The following is a 20,279-nucleotide window of genomic DNA, read 5'->3' on the forward strand; positions in this document are numbered from 1 at the left end:
TAGCGTCACTTTGCCGTCGACTTCTGCACCTGCAAGTCAGACCCCGGCCCCACCGCAGTCTTCTTCTGGCGTTCCTGCAGAAAAAGCTCGTAAGAAAAAGCGACCGAGCATTGGACTGGTATCTTCGCCCAGCCGCGTTCTCCGGTTGATTCCTTTTTTTCTCAAGATACGTTTAGGTAAATTTTTTTTTGAGATCTGATCAAAAAGCCAATGAGTACCAACACGGCATATCAAAGTAAGCGAACCAATCGCGCTCCCGCTATGAAGTCAAACTCGCGGGTTTTTGTGTGCCTTGTCTCTTTGGGAATCAACGCACTTGCGTTGGCGCTTCCTTTGGCTCTCCTGCAGGTCTACGACCGGATTTTGCCGAATCAGGCAGCCGGATCTGCAATCGTCATTTTCTCGGCAGTTGTTGTCGCGTTGGTGTTTTCGGGAATGCTTCGATATGTAAGGTCCGGCGTGTTTGCTCGGTGGTCGGCACTGGAAGAACACAGGCTTTGGTCTCATACCGCTCGACAACTTCTTAAAGGCCATCACAGCCGGGAGGATGCTCTTTTGCTTGCTTCCGCCCCCGCCAAGGCGCGTGATGAGAGTGTCGGTCAAACAATGCTGGCCCGATACGATGCGCCTTTCTCGATCGTTTTCCTCGCTCTGGTCGCCTATCTCGGCGGAATCGTTGTCGCCGCGCCCTTGTTGGTCGCTGCCGTTTCGGTGATCGCGTTCCTTGTGGTTGCGCCGCGGAATCGATCTGCCCTGCAGCAGGAACTGCTGTCGGGCGCAAAGTACGAGGCCAGTGTCACGGCGCTCGCTAACACTTCCTCAAACACGACGACGCTGATCAGCCTCGGCTCGACATTTGCCCGTTTGACTCACGATCGCTCTGTCCAGTTGAAAGCAAACAGAACGACGCAGAACATCAGCAGTTTTCAATTTGACCTCTTGCAGAGTGGCGCGTTGATCTCGACGGTCGGCGTTGTCTGGTTGGGCGCCGTAGAGGTGCTCGCAGGGCAGATGACAACCGGCGGGCTTGCCGCCTGCACGTTGCTTGGCTCTCGGGCGGCATCACAGCTTATAGGTGTTGCGGCGACGGGCCTGCGTGCCCAGCCCGCCGCTGTCGCGGCGGAGCAGTCGAAGGCGATCCTTGAAAACAGTGGAGAGAGCGAGCGTCAGCCGTCGCACCGTACGACCGAATACCTGAACTCGACTGGCGGTGGCATCTGGGTGCTCGAAGCTTCACCGCATCAAACGGTGTCTGAAAAGCTGGAAGCCATAGTCGACCACTTGCCCTGCGACCTGTCGGACTCGGAGACAGTTCGGATCGTATCTGCTCGGCCACGGCTGTTGGCTGGTAGGCTCATGGATTGCCTGTCCCGCTTGGACAAGGATCTAGAGCCAGAAGCACTGTCCCTGTCGCGCGAGATCGGACTGGACAACGTCGTTTGTCGACTTCCCCATGGCTACGACACGGTGCTCGCATCTTCCGGCCGGCCACTTTCGGATGGCGGCACCAAGCGCGCCGCGATTGTACAGGCATTCGCGGGCAGCCCCGGGCTGGTCATTATCGAGTCACCCGAAGCGCTGCTCGATGTCGATACGGTGAGGAACCTGTCGGAGTTCCTGCTGTCCCGCGCAATTGATTTCAAGATACTCTTACAGACATCGTCTGAAGAGCTTCTCGCCGGTCTTGAAGATGCCAAGCGCCTCGAAAACCCGAAAAACTGGATCGAGGGGGTCGAGTAATGTCAGCAGCCGCCAACTTCCTCCAAACCGTTCTCAAATATCTAGACGGGCGCCACTCCGATCAGGCGGTAGAGGCGGCATTCGGAGGTTTCTCGTCATCGCTGTCCGATATGGCGCGAGCAGGTAACCTAATTGGGCTTCACGCTTCAATTCACAAGCGCGTTCCGGCATCCTGGAGCGACGGACACGACGGCGCGCTGATTGCAACAGACGGCACCAACTGGTTTGGCGTCGTAAGACGTGATGGTGATCTCGCTTCGTTCCGAGAGGGCGACAAAGCTGTTCAAAATCTATCACTTGAGGGGCCGCTTCTGTATCTGCGTGTGCTCCCCGAAGCCGAAGCCGCCAAGGTCACCTATTCCAATATCTTGTCTCGCGCGCGTGATGCCTTTGTGCATGTCTCGTGGCAATCTCTGGTCATTAACCTATGCGCTCTTGCGGTGCCCTTCTTCACCATGACGGTGTATGATCGGGTACTGGGAGGCGGCGCCGTCGACTCGCTTCCGGCCTTGTTATCGGGTGCAGTGATTGTTTTGATCACGATGCTGGCAATGCGCCGCGTCAGGTCCGGTTTTGCTGCCGCAGAATACGCCTCGCTTTCTGGACAAATTTCGACATTGCTGGCCGGCAAGGCGCTCCGCTCGCCTGTATCGAACGCGGCCGGCAACTCGGGCAGTGCGATTGTCATGAAGGTCCGACAAGGTGAACGCGCCGCTGACCTGTTCGCCTCCCCGAATATCACGGCGATTTATGATGCACCGTTTATCCTGTTGACCTTTGCCGCTTTGGTGATTGTTGGCGGAGGCATGGCGATCATTCCCGCGATCTACCTCCTGATGTTTTTTGGTTTCGGTTTGTTGATGAACGCTGGAACCGGCAGTAGGGACCCGTTTGCCGCCCGCCAATCCATGAGGCGCACGCAGATGATTGGGGAATTGGTCGACGCCAACGGCGCTATTCAACGCGCCGGGTTGGGCGAGAAATGGCTTCAGCGGTTCGATGCAGCCTTGCGCTCAAGTGCGCGCGACACGCACCGTTCGATGACAAAGATTGGCTCCCAGTCTGCAATCGCGACCACGCTTGGATCCGGCACCGCGCTCGTAACACTGGTCGTAGGAATCGATCTCGCGCTGAAGGGCCATTTGTCACCAGGAACACTGATCGGAACAATGTTGCTGACTTGGCGCATCACCGGTCCAGCGCAATCGCTGTTCCTTGCGATCCCGCGACTTAAAGCAATCCGCAACGGCTGGAACTCTCTTGAGACACAACTCCGCGCGCCAACGATAGGCCAAGAGGCTCATCTCCAAATCGCGCTTGAACCTGAGGCGCCCGCTGTGGCCGCTCAGGGGTTGTTCTACCGCTACGAAGCCGGTCAGCCACCTGCCGTGACCGGCGTAACATTCGATGTGCCCGCCGGCAGCGTCGTCGTTGTGATGGGACCGAACGGGTCGGGCAAATCGACCTTGTTGCAGCTCGTGGCAGGGCATTTCAGCCCGCAATCCGGAAACCTAACACTAAACGGGCGTCAGATGTCCCAATATGATCCCGACGAGATCGACGCACGATGCGCCTACGTCGGTGGTGACAAGCGCTTTTGGCTGGATCAAAGTGGAACGGAGCCCGGCGCTGGGTTTTCCGCGGAAGCCAAGATAGAACGTATAGCGTGGTCCGCAATTGTCGGACATGACAGCAGTTTCTTCGTTCTCGATGATCCGCTTGCCGCGAGTGGTAAGGACGCTGTGACCGAGATCGCGAAGTTCATCGACGAAACGCGCGGCAAGGCTACGATCTTCCTTGCAACCCACGACACGGAACTCGCGGCGCATGCCGATATCGCTATCGTTCTGGACGCCGGCAACGTCGTCTATTGCGGGCCCGTTCAGACAGAAAAGCCAGAAGCAGAAGCTTCGACGGAGGAGAAGAGCGATGGGTGAAAATCGCGGAGATCAACCTTTCGACCTTTACGATACGTCGACCTTCGTCTGGATGCGTCGTGCGGCGATTGTCGTTTTGCTCGGTCTGACCGCACTGGTGATCTGGATGGTCTACACGCCGGTGGACGAGATCTCCAAGGCGCGCGGGGAAATCGAACCCATCGCGCAGGTGAAGCGGGTTGAAAGCCGGCACGGAGGTCAACTGGCCGAGCTGCGGGTGACGCGAGGTCAGATGGTGGAAGCGAACGAGATCGTGGCGCTTCTGGATCAGGCGGAGGCACAATCGGCACTCCGGGCGGCTGAAGCGCGTATTGCGGGATTGTCGCTTGAAATCGAGCGGCTTCTCGCGCTTGCAGAGGGGCGGGAACCGAATTTCTCGGCCCATGCCGAAGATTTCAATGACCTCGTGGAACGCGAAACGGCTGCACTTGCGGCAACTCGTGCCTTCCTTCGCGCCGAACGCTCAGTGATCCAGTCGCAGATCGAAGAAAAGCGCGCCGAGATTGCAGCCATCGATGAAGAACGCCCCCAACTCATTCAACAGATCGCAGTCACCGAGGAGGAGCGTGCCGTTCAACAGGACCTGCGGGATCGGGGACTGAGCGGACGCGCAAAGCTCGCGGAACTGCGCGAGCAAGAAGCGCAGTATCGATTCGAACTTGCCCAGCTCGCCGGTCGGCGAACCATTGCCGAGGCCGAGATTACCGAGCTGCAGGCGTCTCTGACACAGGTCGAACTGGATGAGTATGCCAAGGCCCGTAGCCGGATTGCCGAAGCGGATTCCCAGCGGCGTGCACTGCAGGCCGAAGCGGCCGGCCTTCAGAGCCGTGTCGCGGAGACAGAGATCCGGTCGCCCGTTTCCGGGGTAGTCCAGTCGATCCCCGACGACACGATCGGCGATGTCATCGATCCCGGCGGAATGGTCGTCACAATTGTCCCCGCCGATGGCGGCTATCGTTTCAGCGGTCGCTTGTCGCCGCGCGATGTCGGCTTCGTTTCAGTCGGGCAACCCGTTCGATTGAAAATTGACAGCTTCGATTACAGTCGCTTCGGCGCATTGCCCGGCAAGGTCGAGGAAGTTTCGCCAACAACATCAGTCGATGAGCGAGGAACAGCATTTTACGAAGTCCTTGTGCAGCTGGACAGCGACCATTTCCGCGATGCAGAGGACGGACTTACATTGATCGCCGGAATGACCGGCGAGGCCGATATCAAGACCGGTGCCAAGACCGTGTTTCAGTATGTCTGGAAACCCATCTACACCAATCTCGACCTGGCATTGACTGAGAGGTGAGGAGAGACGCGATGTCCGATCAGAGCCCGAGCAAATCCCAACCCTCCCGCTCGACCGCGGATCCCAGAGACGAGTTGTCCGAAGAGGTTTTTGCCTGGGTTGTGACCGACACGAGCGATCTTCCGGATGTACAGGACGAAGGCGCCCATGCGGCGCCGGATGGCGTAGAGCAAGGTGGCGGCGGTTCCGGCAACCGGCAGTTGATGGTCTCCGCGCCGGCCCTGGCACGCCATATGGGCGCCGACCTTTCCGAGTTGCATTCCGAGCCGGGTCGTCCGGGGGCGGAGTCCGGCTCCGACTGGTTGGCCTCGTCCGGCCTGGCCCCGTTGCCCCCAACTCATATCCAGAAATCTGGTGCAGGACATCCCGACTTCACTCATGCTTTGCCGGGAATTGGCACAGGTCAAAATGTCGGACATGTGATCATTCCCTCCGTTTCAACTGGCGGTTCAATCGGCGGTGGCGGTAACGCTTCGGGACAGACGCCAAGCCACATCGTGACGGGTGGTCAGCCCAGTGGGCCTGCCATCGCCGGGTTGATCCCCGGTGGTAAGGAAGGCCACCCTGTGCCGGTCCTGATCTCGGTGGTGAACGGCAACAACACGCAGGGTGGCTCCACCGTGACCATCGGTGGGTTGCCCCCCGGAACGATCATGAACCAAGGGCACGCAGGTCCGGGTGGGACGTGGATCCTTGGTCCCGGCACCGACCTTAAGAACCTGACCATGACTCCGCCGACCGACTGGTTCGGATCAGGGCACCTAACCGCAACGGTCGTTGATCCAAACGGTCACTCCGCACAGGTTCAGCTGCCTTTCAATGTGTTGCCACAACCCGACGCAGCCAGGATCTCGGGAACGGATACCGGAACGACGTCCGAGGATCGTGTTCTGACGGTGTCCGGCGCGCTGACGATCGTCGATCCGGATCCGGGCGAAGCACATTTTCAACCCACATCTTTGACTGGAAGCTTCGGTAGCTTGCAGATCGATGCGTCGGGTCGTTGGACTTACAGGCTCGAAAACGCCTCTCCCTCGGTTCAGGCGCTGGTTTCCGGGCAGACCGAGCGCGAAACATTCACAATACACAGCGTTGATGGAACGAGCCACCAACTGGTCGTAAACGTAATGGGCACCGACGATCGAGCAATCATCGCCGGAGCCTCTCAGGGCGCGGTGACCGAGGACAAGCTGACCTCGACCGGCGGCAAGCTGGATGTGACCGACCCGGATGCGGGCCAGGCGAGCTTCGTGCCGCAGACCGGCGCGGCCGGCGCCCATGGCAGTTTCACCGTCCAGCCCGATGGCACCTGGAGCTACACGCTCGACAATGGCCAGCCGGCGGTACAGGCGCTGAAGACCGGGGAGCAGCTGACCGACACGCTGACCGTCTCCACCGTCGACGGCACCACCAAGCAGATCACCGTCACCATCAACGGCACCGACGACAAGGCCATCATTGGCGGTGTGGATACGGGGAGTGTCGCAGAGAACACTGCAGGCGTGGACAAGTCCCCTGATCAGCACCAGCCGGGCATCGGAGTGCTGGGAACGGAAACACTGAATGCAAGCGGCCAGCTTACGATTCTTGATCCGGACGCGGGTGAAGCTGTCTTCGACACGCATGGGCTCGGGTTCACCTATCATGGCACCTACGGCGACCTAAATCTTCGAGCGGATGGCACTTGGTTCTATTCTGCCGATGCCGGGAACGCGCGCTTCTTTGACGGTCGCCCGACCACGCGCGGTAGTGCGATTGACCAGCTGGGCGAAGGGCAAACGCTTACTGACACGATCACCGTCTATTCCAAGGACGGCACAGCGCATGACATCACGATCACTATCCACGGCAGTAACGATGCCCCCTATTGTGCGTCCGAGGTCACGCTTGCGCCCGGCACCGAGGACACCGCACAAACACTGACCAAGGCGCAATTGCTTGCAAACACGGTCGAGGTGGATGCCAATGATGCAGGCAAACTGTCCATCGCAGGGCTGCGAGCCGATCACGGCTCGATCCGGGACAATGGCGACGGCACCTTTACGTTCACGCCCGCCCGCGATTACAACGGCGAGGTCCACTTCACCTACGACGTAACGGATGCCCATGGCGGGGTGACCCATACCGGAGCAACCACAACGCTCGCTGCGGTCGGCGATCCTGCGACAATTACCGATGCTAGTATTCCTTCGGTGACCGAGGACAGGGGCTACATCAACACACATTACGAACTTCAGGTGTACGGGAAGCTTGACATTTCTGACCCGGATCCGGGCGAGGCGCGGTTTGATGGCAACATAGGACCGCAGACATCTGCGGGTGTTGGCTATGATACACAGCTTGGCGGTCACGTTCTATTGCAGCCGGATGGCAATTTCATCTACTACCTCGACAATCGGCTGGCGGTCGTACAACAGCTTGGTGCTGGGCAGACCGTCAAGGACACTGTGACGATCCGTTCGGTAGACGGAACCACCCATCAGATTGAGATTACGGTTCATGGCACCAATGACGCGCCTGTTTTGACGGCCGCGACGGCGTCAGCCACCGAGGACGGGTCCTCGGTCACGGGTCAGATGTCGGCGACAGATGTGGATACAGGAGACACGCTGACCTATTCTCTGGGCCACCAGGCACCCGCCGGGTTCTCGCTGAACCCCGATGGGAGTTGGAGTTTTGATCCAACCGACGCGGCCTATCAGCACCTTGCCGCAGGCGCGACCGAGCAGGTCACCATCCCCGTCAAGGTCACTGACGGCACCGCCACAGACACGCAAGACCTGACCATCACCGTCACCGGAACAAACGACGGACCGGCGGTCACCGGCCCGGTCACACTGCCCGGCGGGACCGAGGACAAACCGGTACAGATCACAGCGGCCCAGCTGCTGGCACATGCCACGGATATCGACACCGGCGACCAGCTCTCGGTGACCGGGCTGAGCGCCAGCCACGGAACCATCACCGGCGACGCGGCCCACGGCTTCACCTTCACGCCGGACGCCAATTACAATGGCCCAGTGACACTGAGCTACACCGTCACCGACGGTCATGGTGGAAACACCGCGCAAACCGCCAACCTGACATTGGCGGCAGTCGGAGACGCTGCCATTATTGGCGGCGTTGATACCGGCGATGTGACGGAAAACACAGCTGGAGTGGACATGTCGCCCGACCAGCATCAGCTGGGTATGTCGACGCTCGATCAGGAAACTATCAAGGCTTCTGGGACATTGACGATTATCGATGCCGATGCTGGCGAGGCGTCCTTCGATACCCATGGGCCGGGATACACATATCACGGCACGTACGGAGACCTGATGCTCCGCGAGAATGGCGAATGGTTCTACAGCGCTGACGTCGGAAAGTCGCGGTTCTTTGACGGGCGGCCCACCACCCGCGGCACGGCGATTGATCAGCTGGGCGAGAATCAGACGCTCACCGACACGATCACTGTGCATTCCAAGGATGGCACGCCGCATGACATCGTGATCACCATCCATGGCAGCAATGACCGGCCTTATTGCTCTTCTGAAGTCGTTCTACGGGCTGGTACCGAGGACACGGCGCAGACGCTCACCAAGGCGCAGCTTCTCGCCAACACGGTCGATGTGGACGCCAATGATGCGGGCAAACTCACCATCGACGCGCTGCGGGTCGATCACGGCTCGGTCCGCGCCAACCCTGACGGCACCTACACCTTCACCCCAGAAAAGGATTACAACGGCAACGTTCACTTCACCTATGACGTGAAGGATGCCCATGGCGGTGTGACCCATACTGGAGCCACGACGACCCTCGTACCAGTAGGCGATGCCGCGGTTGTTTCCGGCACGGATACGGGCGATTTGACCGAAGACAAGAATGTCGGACCGTCTTCGGCGCATCCGATTGTCGCCGACGGAACCTTGAGCGTCTCGGATCCCGACGGAACCGCATGGAACCACTTCCATTACTCCATGTGGGGAGAACATGCGGTCTCTGATCCTTTTGGCGGAAGCCTCCATATCGATCGCTATGGAAACTGGCATTACGCAGTGGATAACTCGCATGCTGCGGTCCAGAGCCTCGCAGCAGGTGAGGAGGGCTATGCTACCTATCGGGTGAGCACGGCCGATGGAACAACCCATCAAATCAAGATCACGATCCACGGGACGAACGACGCGCCTGTTCTGTCTGCCGCGACGGCCTCGGCGACGGAGGATGGCAAGGCGGTCTCCGGGCAGATGTCGGCGACCGATGTGGATACGGGCGACACGCAGACCTATTCGCTGGGCGGCGCTGCGCCGGCCGGCTTCACGTTGAATGCGGACGGCAGCTGGAACTTTGATCCGACCGACGCGGCCTACCAGCATCTTGCGGCGGGTCAGCCGCAACAGATCACCATCCCGGTCACGGTCACCGACAAGACCGGCGCCACCGACACCGAGAACCTCGTCATCACCGTGACAGGCACCAATGACGGCCCCAGCGTCAGCGGCCCGGTCGCCCTGCCCGGCGGCACCGAGGACAAGACGGTACAGATCACGGCGGCGCAGTTGCTGGAGCATGCGACGGATGTCGACACCGGCGATCAGCTGTCGGTCACGGGGCTGACGGCGAGCCACGGCACGATCACGTCCAACCTGGACGGGTCGTTCACCTTCACGCCGGACAAGGACTATAACGGCCCCGTCAGCCTGAGCTATCAGGTGACCGACGGTCACGGCGGAAACACCGCACAGAAAGCGTCTCTCACGCTTGGCGCAACGCCCGATGCTTCGATCATCACGGGAACAGATTCCGGGCATGTCAAGGAGGACAACGCTCCGTCCACATCCGGCAAGCTGAACATCTCGGATCCGGATGGTGGCGTCGCGGCTTTTGTACCTGTGACAAATGCTCAGGCACCGCACAACGCTGGAACCTATTCAATCGACGCCGCCGGAAACTGGACCTTCACCCTGCCTCCTTCGCGGCAGTCCCTGCACGAAGGCGAGCTCATCTACGACTACTTTGAGGTGCGTGGTGTCGACGGCACGACTCATCGCGTCAACATTACAGTTGAGGGCACCGCGGATGTTCCCAAGATCACGGGCGATACATCTGGGACCGTGGTCGAGGACACCAGGACTGTGGCCCGCGGAACCCTCAACGTACACGATCCGGATTGGGGACAGAGCGGCACCGATCGTACGAACTATGGGCAGCCCAGACCTTCGGACGGTGGTTTTGGCGCTTATGAGATCGACAGCCGCGGTCACTGGACCTATCGGGTCGATCAGACAGACGGCAGGGTTCAAGCGCTTGGTGAGGGAGAAACCCTCACCGACTCATTCACCGTCACAACGCTGGATGGCACAAAGCAGCCGGTCCAGATCATCATAACCGGGACGAATGATGCGCCGATTGTAACGCCGGGAGATCTTGGCGCCACACAACCAGGTGCGGGTAAAACCATCTCGACCGCAGATTTGCTGGCGGCTGTTCATGCAACCGATGTGGACCGAGGCGATCAGCTGTCTATCTCAAATGTTCAGGTCGACCCGCAATATGGAAGCTTCCACCAATCTGGCGGCAATTGGGTGTTTACCCCCGCAGCTGGCGCCAGCCATACCGATGTCCCAGTAACGATTTCCGTCACGGACGGACATGCAACACGCAGTGCAACGGCGACGTTGGATGTGACCGCGGCGCCGACACCGCCCACTGCAACTCAGGTACATGGTACGGGCACGACCCATCTTTCCGGCACACTGACCGGCGGATCAGGTGGCTGGTCGATCGACAACGGGCACGGACACGGCGTGTTGTCGCTCCAGGGCCAATACGGGACATTGACCATCAACCCGCAAACTGGACACTTTGATTATCACTACCAAGCGCAATCTGCAGTGATCAAACACGGCGGCGGCGGAGCAGCATCGGGGCGTCACACCGACACTTTCCACATCCTCCAGCATGGCGCGCACACGTCCGATGCAGATGTGCAGGTCAATATCAACGTCCAGAGCGTGCATGGAGCGAGCGGCCACCACGTCGATCAAACGACCCTGATCGGTATCGATATTGTTCCGGTAACACCACAGCAACACGACTCCCCGAGTGACGATGGGCCAGTTTTCGAAGTGACGCTTGGCGACGATACTCAGGACCCGTCTGCTGCCGCGCTCGGACTGACCGACGACATGGATGTATCTCTCGCCGCGAGGGCAGGCAGCGAGAACGATCCCGCTATTCAGGATAGCAGAGGCTTCGATACCCCAGACGAGCACCACGGGCAGGACGGCTCATCTCTCCATCAAGGCGACCCGGTGAACGCCTATCTTGATGCAGTTGGGGCGGGCCCGCATTCCGACGTTCCGACACAGCTACAGGATTCCGAGCCGGCCAATCCCTACACTGCGGCGCTCGGTGTTGATGCGGATATGCTGACCGACGCACCGACGCTGGATCCAACCATGCTGGATGATCCCGCGGCGGCCGAGGATCTGAGTTCGGACAGAGTGACCAGTGATGAAGGGATCGACCTCCCGCATGATGAACCGCTTGTTCCATTGCCGGAGGAGGACGACCCTTCAGCCAACTCAGGTTGATCCTGATCAGGTCTATCCGGCCTGCTGGGTGACGAAGGGGGCGGAGAACCGATCAACTGCCGGGGACAGTTCGGGCAGCGCATCGCGCCGCTGGAAACCGTCGATAGGCGCTGCCAGACGAATGCGAACGGGGCTCCGAATGGACAGCGAGCCTGCCTCCGATATCGCGCAAATTCCACCCACGCGACGAGAGCGGGGTATGGTTCAATTTCTTGGCCCGTCTAAGAGTACGGGAAGCAATCGCGTTTCGTAATCATCGGACGCGACTCAACTTCTTGTCTCGAGGCAGCTGAACTTACCCTTGCATCGCCTACCAAAAGGTTATTTTTCCACATCCGTCGAAAAGAAAAAGGTGCCACAAATGCCCTCTTCGGCGACCCCAGTCGGTATTTCCGCTCCGGTGAACATGGCAATGCCCAGGTACGCATACCCTGAGCTTTCTTCATCCCAAGCTGCCATAAAGGTTACTGGCTGGTCCCCACAAAGCGTGTTTTGTTGCCGAAGTTGTCCGGCGTCTCCTGAGACCCTGAAGACTTGTGCGACGGGTACATTGCCAGATGCTCCCCATCTACCCGAAGCTGCATCGTCGACCACATTCAGATCGAGAAACCCACCAGTCTCAAAGACCATGCGCTTTTTCGACAGGATCACCGGTCCGGTGATCGCAACAGCTGTTTCGCTATAAGGACGAAGGGCTTTGGCGTCCGCCAGAACAGGTTGAGATGTTGCGGGGTCGCCGATGGCTCCGATCAAGAGCAATGCCAAATATGTCCAACGAGCAATACTTTTCCTCTGATTCATGTGGCCGAGCGATATCGCTGGCATGAACAATAGGCAGGATCCGAGTTGAACTCTACCTACCGCTGAGGTTGCCCTCGCCATACAGGTGCACGCGTTCGGAATGCGCATACTGGCGAGATCGCCCGTGGGGTGCGAGCTCATTCGTGACGCACCGAAGTTCAACTCAACCTCACAGCAGCTGTCCATTTAAGGCTTGTTGAACGGCGACACCGTGCCCAATGGAAAGGAGTTCTGTTCATCAATCGAATGGCCGGTGCGTACCGTTGCCGGATTTGTCTTCCCGAGACACCTCCATCTCCTGAAGGGCGTCGGTGACGAAATCGATCGGAGATCGGGTGAAGGCGCGGTAAAGCTTGAAGTGCTGGGTTGCTTCCAATGTCGTTTTGGTAATCCCGTGTCGCGTGATTTCAAGCAAGCTAGCGTTCGGTAGGGCCATGAGGATCGGTGAATGGGTGGCCACGATGACCTGCGAGATTGCCGTTCGCTGAATACGATCAAGAATTGCGAGAAGCTCCAACTGACGCTTCGGCGACAGAGCACTTTCAGGTTCATCCATGAAATAGATACCCTGTTGCGACATGCGTTCTTTGAAAAATCTCACGAAGCCCTCGCCATGACTCCATGACAAGAAGTCCGGGGGCGCATTGCCACTGTCTTCCGCAGCGATATCAAGGTATCGGGCCACTGAGAAGAAGGTTTCCGCCTTTATGAACCAGCCACTTGTAACTTTGGGCAGCCAACTCGCGCGAAACACGTCGGCCAACCCAGCACCGCTCTGGTCTATCGCGCGGGCGTGATCGACGGGAAGATAGCCCTTGCCGCCACCGGCCTTGTCGTAGCCACTGAGTGCCGCTATGGCCTCTACCAATGTTGATTTCCCGGTACCGTTCTCACCGACCAGAATGGTCACTGGGGTTGTGAAGCGCAACTCGAAGCCCTCACGGTCCAGCCAGGGAAGGTCATAGGGGTAGCCCGACTTGCCTTCGATCACATCATCTCTCAAGACAATACGCTGCAAGAACGGAGCAGGGAGTTTTGTGATCGGCCTGCGACGGCTCACAAAAGCCTCCTTTTGAACGCTAGGTAGTGCCCAGGAGACGATTGCAGCCTTATTTGCACTTGTTGGCTCATTTTTGCGGCACCCAGCCGCAATAAGTCAGCACCTGAAACGACGACGAGTCCTCGGCCACCTGATTGATAACCAAAACTCTGTTTGAGTCCAGCGGGCTCAAGAGTTGTCGATAGGTGTATGATTTGCCGTCAAAGGTGCACTTCAAGTCGACTATTTGTACTGCAGTCCCACGCAATGCTTGCACTTGATCGTATTCACAGGAGCTATCGTCTGACTTCCGACCTTCATCGTCGTAAATCACGTAACCGGCCCTCAAATCACCGTACTCTTCAGAAATGCGCGCGCCGTCCGAGCATGAAAGGCCCTCAGGGACATAAAGACCAGAGAAATGGACGGCCTCAGCCCACAACTTGCTTGAGGACCATATGAAAGCGGCTAACAACAGGCACAATGATCTTGTCTGGTTCATTGAAACACGCTCACCCTTCGTTCCAGCATCACACGAAGAGTCTGAAAACGATGCCGCAGTGTCAACGGCGCGACACGGAGTAGAGGGTGTAACTATTGGTCTGGGTAACAATCGAGGCCGATGTTTCGGAAACCAATGTTGCCGCCGCAGAGCTCCCCGTCGGGCAAGTGACGAGGTCTGCGGCATCATCCAAGAACTCGACCGTGAAGGCTGACTCGCCGGTTAGTTTGCAGTCGTCATAAGCGGAACGGTGGCCTCGCACGAAAACCAGTTCTGGATCCGGTTCGCTGATTGCTACATTCGGCGCAGAGCCAGTGCACCCAGCGAGCATACCGAGGCAGAGCAACAAGCAGCAAGCGGTCAGGGAGCTTGCGCGCGTCGCTATGGACGTAAGCGGCACGAAACGAACCGCGGAGTAAACGCTTTGCATGAGCTGGGTCTTCATTTGGCCCGGCCCCAGTTCTTGATGATCCGGGCAACAAGTGCGGCCATCAGCGCAACGCCACCGATCAGGACAAAAAACCAACCGAGGGCCAGCAAATGGAAAGGCTCCTGCAGGATGCCGTCCTCATCGACATGCGATCCCTGAACCGCGTATCCTGTCCAAAACGCAAGGCCCAGGCCCAGCAAGACAAGGGAGATGAGCGTCAGCTTTCTCACGTGCATTTACTCCGTTGGCCATAGCGCCGGACGGTGCAAGACGCTTCTGGGCGGTCGATCGGCCTTCCCATGCGGGTCACTCCCATTCCGCGCCTGTCGTGCGCCATTCCTTCGCGTCGCTGTCCCATGTGCTGGCCGTCACGCATGGCGTCGGACTGATACCGCCGCATTGCGAGCCGTGTACATCCGCTAGAAGAACCTTGTTCGGCCCGAGATCCGCCAGGCCCCACCCCTGGTTAAACAGGGAATGAAGGACGTCCTCCACGAGGAAATGCGACATGCACCCCCCCGTACCGCAGTACAGAGAGGCCGCCGTTGAACAGGAGAAACCGCGCTCGTTCAGCACCCAGTCGAGGTACAGGTCGCCATCCAGATCGACCCGGTCGACGGCCTCCCATTCGAGGTAAAAGGTGCCATTGTTGAACTCGGCGCAAGCCTGCCGGGCCGTCTCGACTTTTTTCTGCAGCTGTTTGGGAAGATCGGAAACATCGGCGGATGACGCCGACGTAACAAAAGCAAGCCAGGACGCGGCCCAAAACCCAAGAAACCTCAGGGGCTTGGCCGTTCCAATCTGCGGTTCTGTTTCACGCCAGAGCATCAATTGCACTTATCATACTGGTAATCCCCATATTCCAGCCAATCTTTGCCACCATCGCTGAACACTAGCGTTTCCGATCTATCCTCGCCAAGGAGTGCGACGACGAACCCCTTCGGAGCTGCCGCATTGCCAAAGAAACTGTAGGCCGTCATGGCCCGTGTCACCTTACCATTAACGGTCAGCAGGGCATCCCATTCGCCATCCGGAGTGTCGAGGATCACGTATTCGATCTGACGTTTGACGTCACCGCCGCCACAATAAACCACGCCCTCCGGGGCCTCGGTGCTTGCTATCTCCTGTGCCGCTCCGCCGCAGGCAGACCTGAGTGACTTGATGGCTGCACTGGACCCCGCGAGGTCGAAGATTCCATAGGTGATGTCCTGTTCGACCATGGAAAGGTTGACCGAGGCATTTGCCGCCAACTGATCCAGGACGAAACCGTAATCCTGCGCATCATTGAACGCGATCTCGACCGGGTAGTTGTCAACGATTTGAATGCTGGCGTTGTCCTGCCCGACCTGGAAAGCACCAGCTTCGGTCGTTCCGTCCTGCATGAAACGGATCGACAGTCCCCGCTTGGCCACTATGTCCTCGCTGTCTTCGTAGCCCGCGGGCGCAAAGCGAATTCGGTCGCATTGGAGCTCCAGCGTGGAGTCGTTGGATTGGATGAAAGCATTTGCTGTCGGTCCGGCAACGAAATTCCACTCTGCAAGGACTGGCGTAGCGATGGCGCAGGCCATCGCAAAGCCTAAAGGCATTTTTCGTTTCATTCTGGCTCCCCTCAAATCTCAACAGCTAATCTGGCAAGTTAGTCACGCTGCCGGTGGCCCGTAGGGGTTGGCCCCTTCCTCGGACGGCCGGGTCAGCCACCAGATCATCATGACCGTCAAGACCAATTGCAGCACCCAGACTACGATCATCCCGGTTACTCCGAGGAACGCTGCTGGGCCGCGCAGAACTTCCGGATCGTCTACGCCGCCCTCCAGTACGGAGAAGACCGCAACACCGCTCAGAATCGCAACCATGGTCGCAAACCCCAACGCCATTGGTAGAAGAAGGTACCATCCCGGGCGTCCGGTGTCGTGCAGTCGGCGCCACCCAGCAGCAAGCATCGGTAAGAAAACCGCGACTTGAAATAAGGGGTTAAGGACACTCGTGCCTTCGCCGGTTTCGGGGTTTGCGCCGAACATCGCCCTGTCTAGGACCGAAAAAACGATGTTGCACAAGATGACGAAAAGCACGAACCACCAGTATTCCGAACGTGTTGCCCGCCCTGAAAAGACGACGTATTTCGAAAGGCAGACTTTGATCGATTGCACAAACCCCATTCCAAGCTTACCTTTCTGTGGTTTTGCATTTGAAACTCCGTCATGGCATAGGATTTTGCGTTGCTAGTCAAGCCGCAAGACACGGCCTTTACCGTCGCCTGAAGCGGCTAAACAGACAGAGGATCCCGATGCCTTCAAAGCGAATTTTAGTAGTAGGCACTGCACTTGTTGCTGTTTGCGCCGCGTTCTGGGCTGGTTCAGTGATCCAGAAAGCCGCCTATCTTGACCGATGCCTCGATCTGGGCGGAGGCCGGGTCCCCGGCAACTACCCGATATGCGTGATCGATGGCACAACGGCACCCCTTCAACTTGGACCGATCGTAGTAACGGCGCGGGAGATTGTCGGTGGCGAAATACGCGAGGATCCAAATGGCCAGCCTCTTGTCGAGTTACGCCTAGTCCCTGACATTGCCGCTGCCCTTTCGGCATTCACCAAGGCATCTGTGGGTGGTTCGCTTGACATCAAGGTAGATGGAAGCCTGCTTCGCTCGGTCAACATCGTTGAAGGCGTTGAGGGAGACCGATTGATTCTTCCCATGCCCAAATCAGATGCGCATACACTCTCTCAAAGGCTCGAGCTGGACGGCCTTTGAGCCAGGATTTACACCTGAGTGGCGACTGGCTAGTGGTCGAAATCCGCTTCGACACAACTCGATGCCGCCGAATCCCGGGCCAGAGTCCGTGCCCGTGTGACGTTCTGGTTCGTTCATACGGATAGGTCAGAGGCCTGCACAGTTTGCACCTCGGACATCTCTGCAGTTGGTTTCCCTGTGAGTGGATTCAAAGTCTGCTCTTCTATCTGCGGCGCTGCTAACAATTTTGAGTTTCGAATTGCCACACTTGCGAGCGTCAGCACGGGACCACTTCCGGAATGGGCTCAAAGCAGTCTTTCGCTGCGTAGCGCATCAATGACCGCAGTGCGGACTAAGCAGACAATCAAAGCACCGGCCAATGCCAATTCAACCAACGGCCCTTCGGTTCTGGGGAGCTTGCAAGGCGAAAGGACGGCGATGCACTATCAACGCATGTCAATCTTGCGACTGATCATACTGCCAGCAACCACGCTAATGCTCGCTAGTACGGCGGCAGTATCTTTGGAGATGTCCTGCACTCACCCCGAAAATCCTAATCACACTTATAGCATTACGGATGATCAGGGTGTCTTTACCTGGAATGACCACAACATCGAACGCACTTGGTTGCTCAACTGCGATAACCAACAAAACGGCTTATCTGCATGCCACAGGTCAGAGACCTTCGGCGAGCGAGGCGCTAGTGTGATGATTTTCGTGATGCTTCCAAACGGTATCTTAGTCGAAAGCGGCTATTGGGCTCTGCTCGATACAAGTCACGTCAGTATAACACCTGGCTTTGTTTGTGAGACCGAAAGCGAGTGACCGCATTGTGGATTATGCGAACCTTCCGTTTTGTCCAACAAATAACCGCTTTTGGCAGCAGATACCCCACCAACATCGGTTAGTACATTGTCTGGCGGTACTCTCGCTCCAGATTTTCGTCCAACCTAAGTTGCTCCTCGGGATCGGAAGGCGCGCCAGATGTTTGATCCAGTATGATCTTCATCAGAGACGGAACGTCGTCACGGTTCTGATGCCGACCGGCATCCCAAAGGTTTGAACGGCGAAGGGCTTTCGCACAATGAATGAAGACTTCATCGACATGCACCGCGATGGCAATTTTGGGAACACGTTCATTTACGGCCATCATGGAAAGCAGGTCAGGATCACGCGTGAGTTCCGCGTGACCATTTACCCTCATAGTGTCATCGAACCCGGGCACTAAAAACAGCAGGCCGACTTTGGAATTGGTCAGAATATTTGACAGTGTATCCAACCGGTTGTTGCCCGGTCTGTCGGGGATCAAGAGGGTTGTATCATCCAATATCTTTACGAACCCGCGCGGATCACCTCTAGGACTTACGTCCGCAGACCCATCCGGTGATTGGGTCCCGATACAAACAAATGGAGATCTTTCAATAAATTCCCGCGCATGCTTATCGATGTGTTTTAAGCACTTTTTGATAGCGATTTCATGCGTTTCAGAGAACTGCGACCTCAGATCAGTTTCATTGCGGACTAGGAAGTCAGTATTGAGTTTGCTGTTCTTGGGCATCTTACCTCCGAATACTGCTCAGATCAGCATAACGGGACCATTTGCTTCGGTGCAAAGCTTACGATGCGAGCGGACGCAGGGGCAACTTGCAGGATCGGTCAATTTGGGCTCGGTGCAGCCATTCGATAAATCACATCGCATGTCCCATTTGGAGGTTCAGGTGTGCAATGGTTGTCAACTAGTTCGCAGTAGTTGTTTTGCCTTCTAAATAGTTTGGCCTAGTTAGTTAACAGGTGTTGCACCACCAGCACTCAGCCCCATCCAAGTTTTAGCGATGTTGCTGGTCCCCGGCAGCTAGCTAGTCAAACTTGGTGGGGCTTTCTAGCGAGATGAAAATTGCTAAAATCCATCATTTCAACGACCGCTTCGGCCTTGGTGCCGATGTTCAGTGAGTTACACTCAACGACTGCTCGGCGGAAGACGCAGACCAAGTCGAATTTTCGCGATGATCGCAACCGAGACTTGAACAGGCTTCCTTAGGGGCTTTGCCGATGGTGATAAGCGTGCCCTGTTCAATTCAGGACCGGTCACCTAGCATGAGCAGGCACCACCCTGAGGATGATTTATGACGGACAAATATGACTTCGAAAATAGCTGGCAACCCTCGCAGCGGTATCCAGACCCCTCCGTTGTGACACTCGATCCGCGCTTCGATAAATACAGGCTGCCGTTGGCCGGTGTAGAACGATTGGCAACTGGTTGTCGCTGGTGTGAAGGGCCAGTGTGGTTCGGTGACGGACGATACCTGCTATGGAGTGATATTCCGAATAACCGCATCATGCGCTGGGACGAGGTTACCGGAAAGTCATCGGCGTTTCGCCAGCCGTCGAATTTCGCCAATGGTCAGACCCGGGACAGGCAAGGCCGCCTTATAACCTGCGAACACGGTGGACGACGGGTTACGCGCACAGAATATGATGGCTCAATCACTGTGCTAGCAGAGAGCCTTGACGGAAAGCGACTCAACTCGCCCAATGACGTGATCGTCAAATCCGACGGCAGTGTCTGGTTCACCGATCCTCCGTTCGGCATCTTGGGCAACTACGAAGGTCACCGCGCCGAACCAGAGATAGGCCAGAACGTATACCGACTGGACCCCGACACCGGAAAACTGAGAGTAGTAGCCGATGACATTCTAGGGCCAAACGGCTTGGCTTTCAGCCCCGATGAGACCGTGCTGTACATTGTTGAATCGCGCGGTGAGCCGACTCGAAAAATACTGGCCTATGACGTGAACACGGATGGTGCCTCGATCCAGAACAAGCGTATGCTAATCGATGCTGGTCCAGGCACGCCAGATGGATTCCGCGTGGATTTGGACGGTAATCTCTGGTGCGGTTGGGGCATGGGTGATGCCGAACTGGACGGAGTTATGGTCTTTGCCCCTGATGGAACTCCTATAGGTCGCATCGCTTTGCCTGAACGATGTGCCAATCTCTGCTTTGGAGGCCGTGCCAACAGCCGGCTTTTCATGGCAGCAAGCCATTCTGTGTACGCCCTATATGTCAACGTCGCTGGCGTGGCAGGAGGATAACACTGCTCTCTGGAGGGCTTCTGCGAGTTAATAAACGGTTTCTCTAATGGGCTCTAAGATCTCCCCCCGTTTTTGAGCGACTACAAGGGCTTATTTTGTTGAAAAACTCTTCCTTGATCGACGCATGAACTGCTGATTCAA

General features: G+C 57.5%; 14 protein-coding genes. 7 read left to right on the top strand and 7 right to left on the bottom strand.

Features of this window, described 5'->3' with window-relative positions; all coding sequences use genetic code 11:
- Positions 1-210 precede the first annotated feature (210 nt).
- Genes GOV87_RS12605 through GOV87_RS12620 form a run of 4 tightly spaced genes read left to right on the top strand, consistent with a single transcriptional unit; the run spans position 211 to position 11,546 of the window.
- Entirely contained in the window at positions 211-1,740 is a 1,530-nt protein-coding gene (locus GOV87_RS12605; RefSeq protein WP_170560176.1) for a hypothetical protein, read from the top strand.
- The gene (locus GOV87_RS12610; RefSeq protein WP_170382241.1) at positions 1,740-3,677 is read left to right on the top strand and encodes an ATP-binding cassette domain-containing protein; all 1,938 of its coding nucleotides are present in this window, start codon (positions 1,740-1,742) and stop codon (positions 3,675-3,677) included. Before GOV87_RS12605 ends, GOV87_RS12610 begins: the two co-directional genes overlap by 1 nt.
- Positions 3,670-4,971, top strand: coding sequence for an HlyD family type I secretion periplasmic adaptor subunit (locus GOV87_RS12615; protein WP_171212016.1), 1,302 nt, complete (start codon positions 3,670-3,672; stop codon positions 4,969-4,971). Before GOV87_RS12610 ends, GOV87_RS12615 begins: the two co-directional genes overlap by 8 nt.
- An 11-nt stretch (positions 4,972-4,982) precedes the next feature.
- Positions 4,983-11,546 (top strand): VCBS domain-containing protein, encoded by a 6,564-nt coding sequence (locus GOV87_RS12620; RefSeq protein WP_171212017.1) that lies wholly within the window; start codon positions 4,983-4,985, stop codon positions 11,544-11,546.
- 321 nt (positions 11,547-11,867) lie between these two features.
- Here GOV87_RS12620 and GOV87_RS12625 read toward each other — a convergent pair whose 3' ends face one another.
- From GOV87_RS12625 to GOV87_RS12650, 6 genes are all read right to left on the bottom strand, one after another.
- Positions 11,868-12,371 (bottom strand): hypothetical protein, encoded by a 504-nt coding sequence (locus GOV87_RS12625; protein WP_171212018.1) that lies wholly within the window; start codon positions 12,369-12,371, stop codon positions 11,868-11,870.
- A gap of 214 nt (positions 12,372-12,585) precedes the next feature.
- Entirely contained in the window at positions 12,586-13,407 is an 822-nt protein-coding gene (locus tag GOV87_RS12630; RefSeq protein WP_171212019.1) for an AAA family ATPase, read from the bottom strand.
- 922 nt (positions 13,408-14,329) lie between these two features.
- A complete protein-coding gene (locus GOV87_RS12635) occupies positions 14,330-14,548 on the bottom strand; it encodes a DUF3955 domain-containing protein (protein WP_217358912.1) in 219 nt (72 codons plus the stop codon).
- Between the two features lie 76 nt (positions 14,549-14,624).
- Positions 14,625-15,146: a hypothetical protein gene (locus GOV87_RS12640; protein WP_170560367.1), complete on the bottom strand. Its 522-nt coding sequence runs from the start codon at positions 15,144-15,146 to the stop codon at positions 14,625-14,627.
- Entirely contained in the window at positions 15,146-15,916 is a 771-nt protein-coding gene (locus tag GOV87_RS12645) for a hypothetical protein (RefSeq protein WP_170386722.1), read from the bottom strand. Before GOV87_RS12645 ends, GOV87_RS12640 begins: the two co-directional genes overlap by 1 nt.
- Positions 15,917-15,958: 42 nt before the next feature.
- Entirely contained in the window at positions 15,959-16,474 is a 516-nt protein-coding gene (locus GOV87_RS12650; protein WP_170386721.1) for a DUF805 domain-containing protein, read from the bottom strand.
- Positions 16,475-16,674: 200 nt separating this feature from the next.
- Between GOV87_RS12650 and GOV87_RS12655 the strand changes: the two genes are divergently transcribed.
- Positions 16,675-17,067 (top strand): hypothetical protein, encoded by a 393-nt coding sequence (locus GOV87_RS12655; RefSeq protein ID WP_170385925.1) that lies wholly within the window; start codon positions 16,675-16,677, stop codon positions 17,065-17,067.
- A gap of 177 nt (positions 17,068-17,244) precedes the next feature.
- A complete protein-coding gene (locus tag GOV87_RS12660) occupies positions 17,245-17,871 on the top strand; it encodes a hypothetical protein (protein ID WP_171212020.1) in 627 nt (208 codons plus the stop codon).
- Positions 17,872-17,950: 79 nt separating this feature from the next.
- Here the strand turns inward: GOV87_RS12660 and GOV87_RS12665 are convergent, their stop codons facing one another.
- Positions 17,951-18,604, bottom strand: coding sequence for a pyridoxamine 5'-phosphate oxidase family protein (locus GOV87_RS12665; protein ID WP_171212021.1), 654 nt, complete (start codon positions 18,602-18,604; stop codon positions 17,951-17,953).
- A 565-nt stretch (positions 18,605-19,169) separates the two neighbouring features.
- On the opposite strand from GOV87_RS12665, the gene GOV87_RS12670 reads away from it, so the two are divergent.
- Positions 19,170-20,138 carry an SMP-30/gluconolactonase/LRE family protein gene (locus tag GOV87_RS12670; protein WP_171212022.1) on the top strand — a complete coding sequence of 323 codons (969 nt, stop codon included), beginning with the start codon at positions 19,170-19,172 and terminating at the stop codon, positions 20,136-20,138.
- Positions 20,139-20,279 lie beyond the last annotated feature (141 nt).

Origin of the sequence: Ruegeria sp. HKCCA5426, from assembly GCF_013034585.1 — a bacterium.
GTDB lineage: Bacteria > Pseudomonadota > Alphaproteobacteria > Rhodobacterales > Rhodobacteraceae > Ruegeria.

Bases quoted from the DNA above. Each gene is read 5' to 3' on its own strand.
- GOV87_RS12605 (WP_170560176.1), top strand. From the start codon at position 211: ATGAGTACCAACACGGCATATCAAAGTAAGCGAACCAATCGCGCTCCC.
- GOV87_RS12610 (WP_170382241.1), top strand. From the start codon at position 1,740: ATGTCAGCAGCCGCCAACTTCCTCCAAACCGTTCTCAAATATCTAGAC.
- GOV87_RS12615 (WP_171212016.1), top strand. From the start codon at position 3,670: ATGGGTGAAAATCGCGGAGATCAACCTTTCGACCTTTACGATACGTCG.
- GOV87_RS12620 (WP_171212017.1), top strand. From the start codon at position 4,983: ATGTCCGATCAGAGCCCGAGCAAATCCCAACCCTCCCGCTCGACCGCG.
- GOV87_RS12625 (WP_171212018.1), bottom strand. From the start codon at position 12,371: ATGCCAGCGATATCGCTCGGCCACATGAATCAGAGGAAAAGTATTGCT.
- GOV87_RS12640 (WP_170560367.1), bottom strand. From the start codon at position 15,146: ATGCTCTGGCGTGAAACAGAACCGCAGATTGGAACGGCCAAGCCCCTG.
- GOV87_RS12645 (WP_170386722.1), bottom strand. From the start codon at position 15,916: ATGAAACGAAAAATGCCTTTAGGCTTTGCGATGGCCTGCGCCATCGCT.
- GOV87_RS12650 (WP_170386721.1), bottom strand. From the start codon at position 16,474: ATGGGGTTTGTGCAATCGATCAAAGTCTGCCTTTCGAAATACGTCGTC.
- GOV87_RS12665 (WP_171212021.1), bottom strand. From the start codon at position 18,604: ATGCCCAAGAACAGCAAACTCAATACTGACTTCCTAGTCCGCAATGAA.
- GOV87_RS12670 (WP_171212022.1), top strand. From the start codon at position 19,170: ATGACGGACAAATATGACTTCGAAAATAGCTGGCAACCCTCGCAGCGG.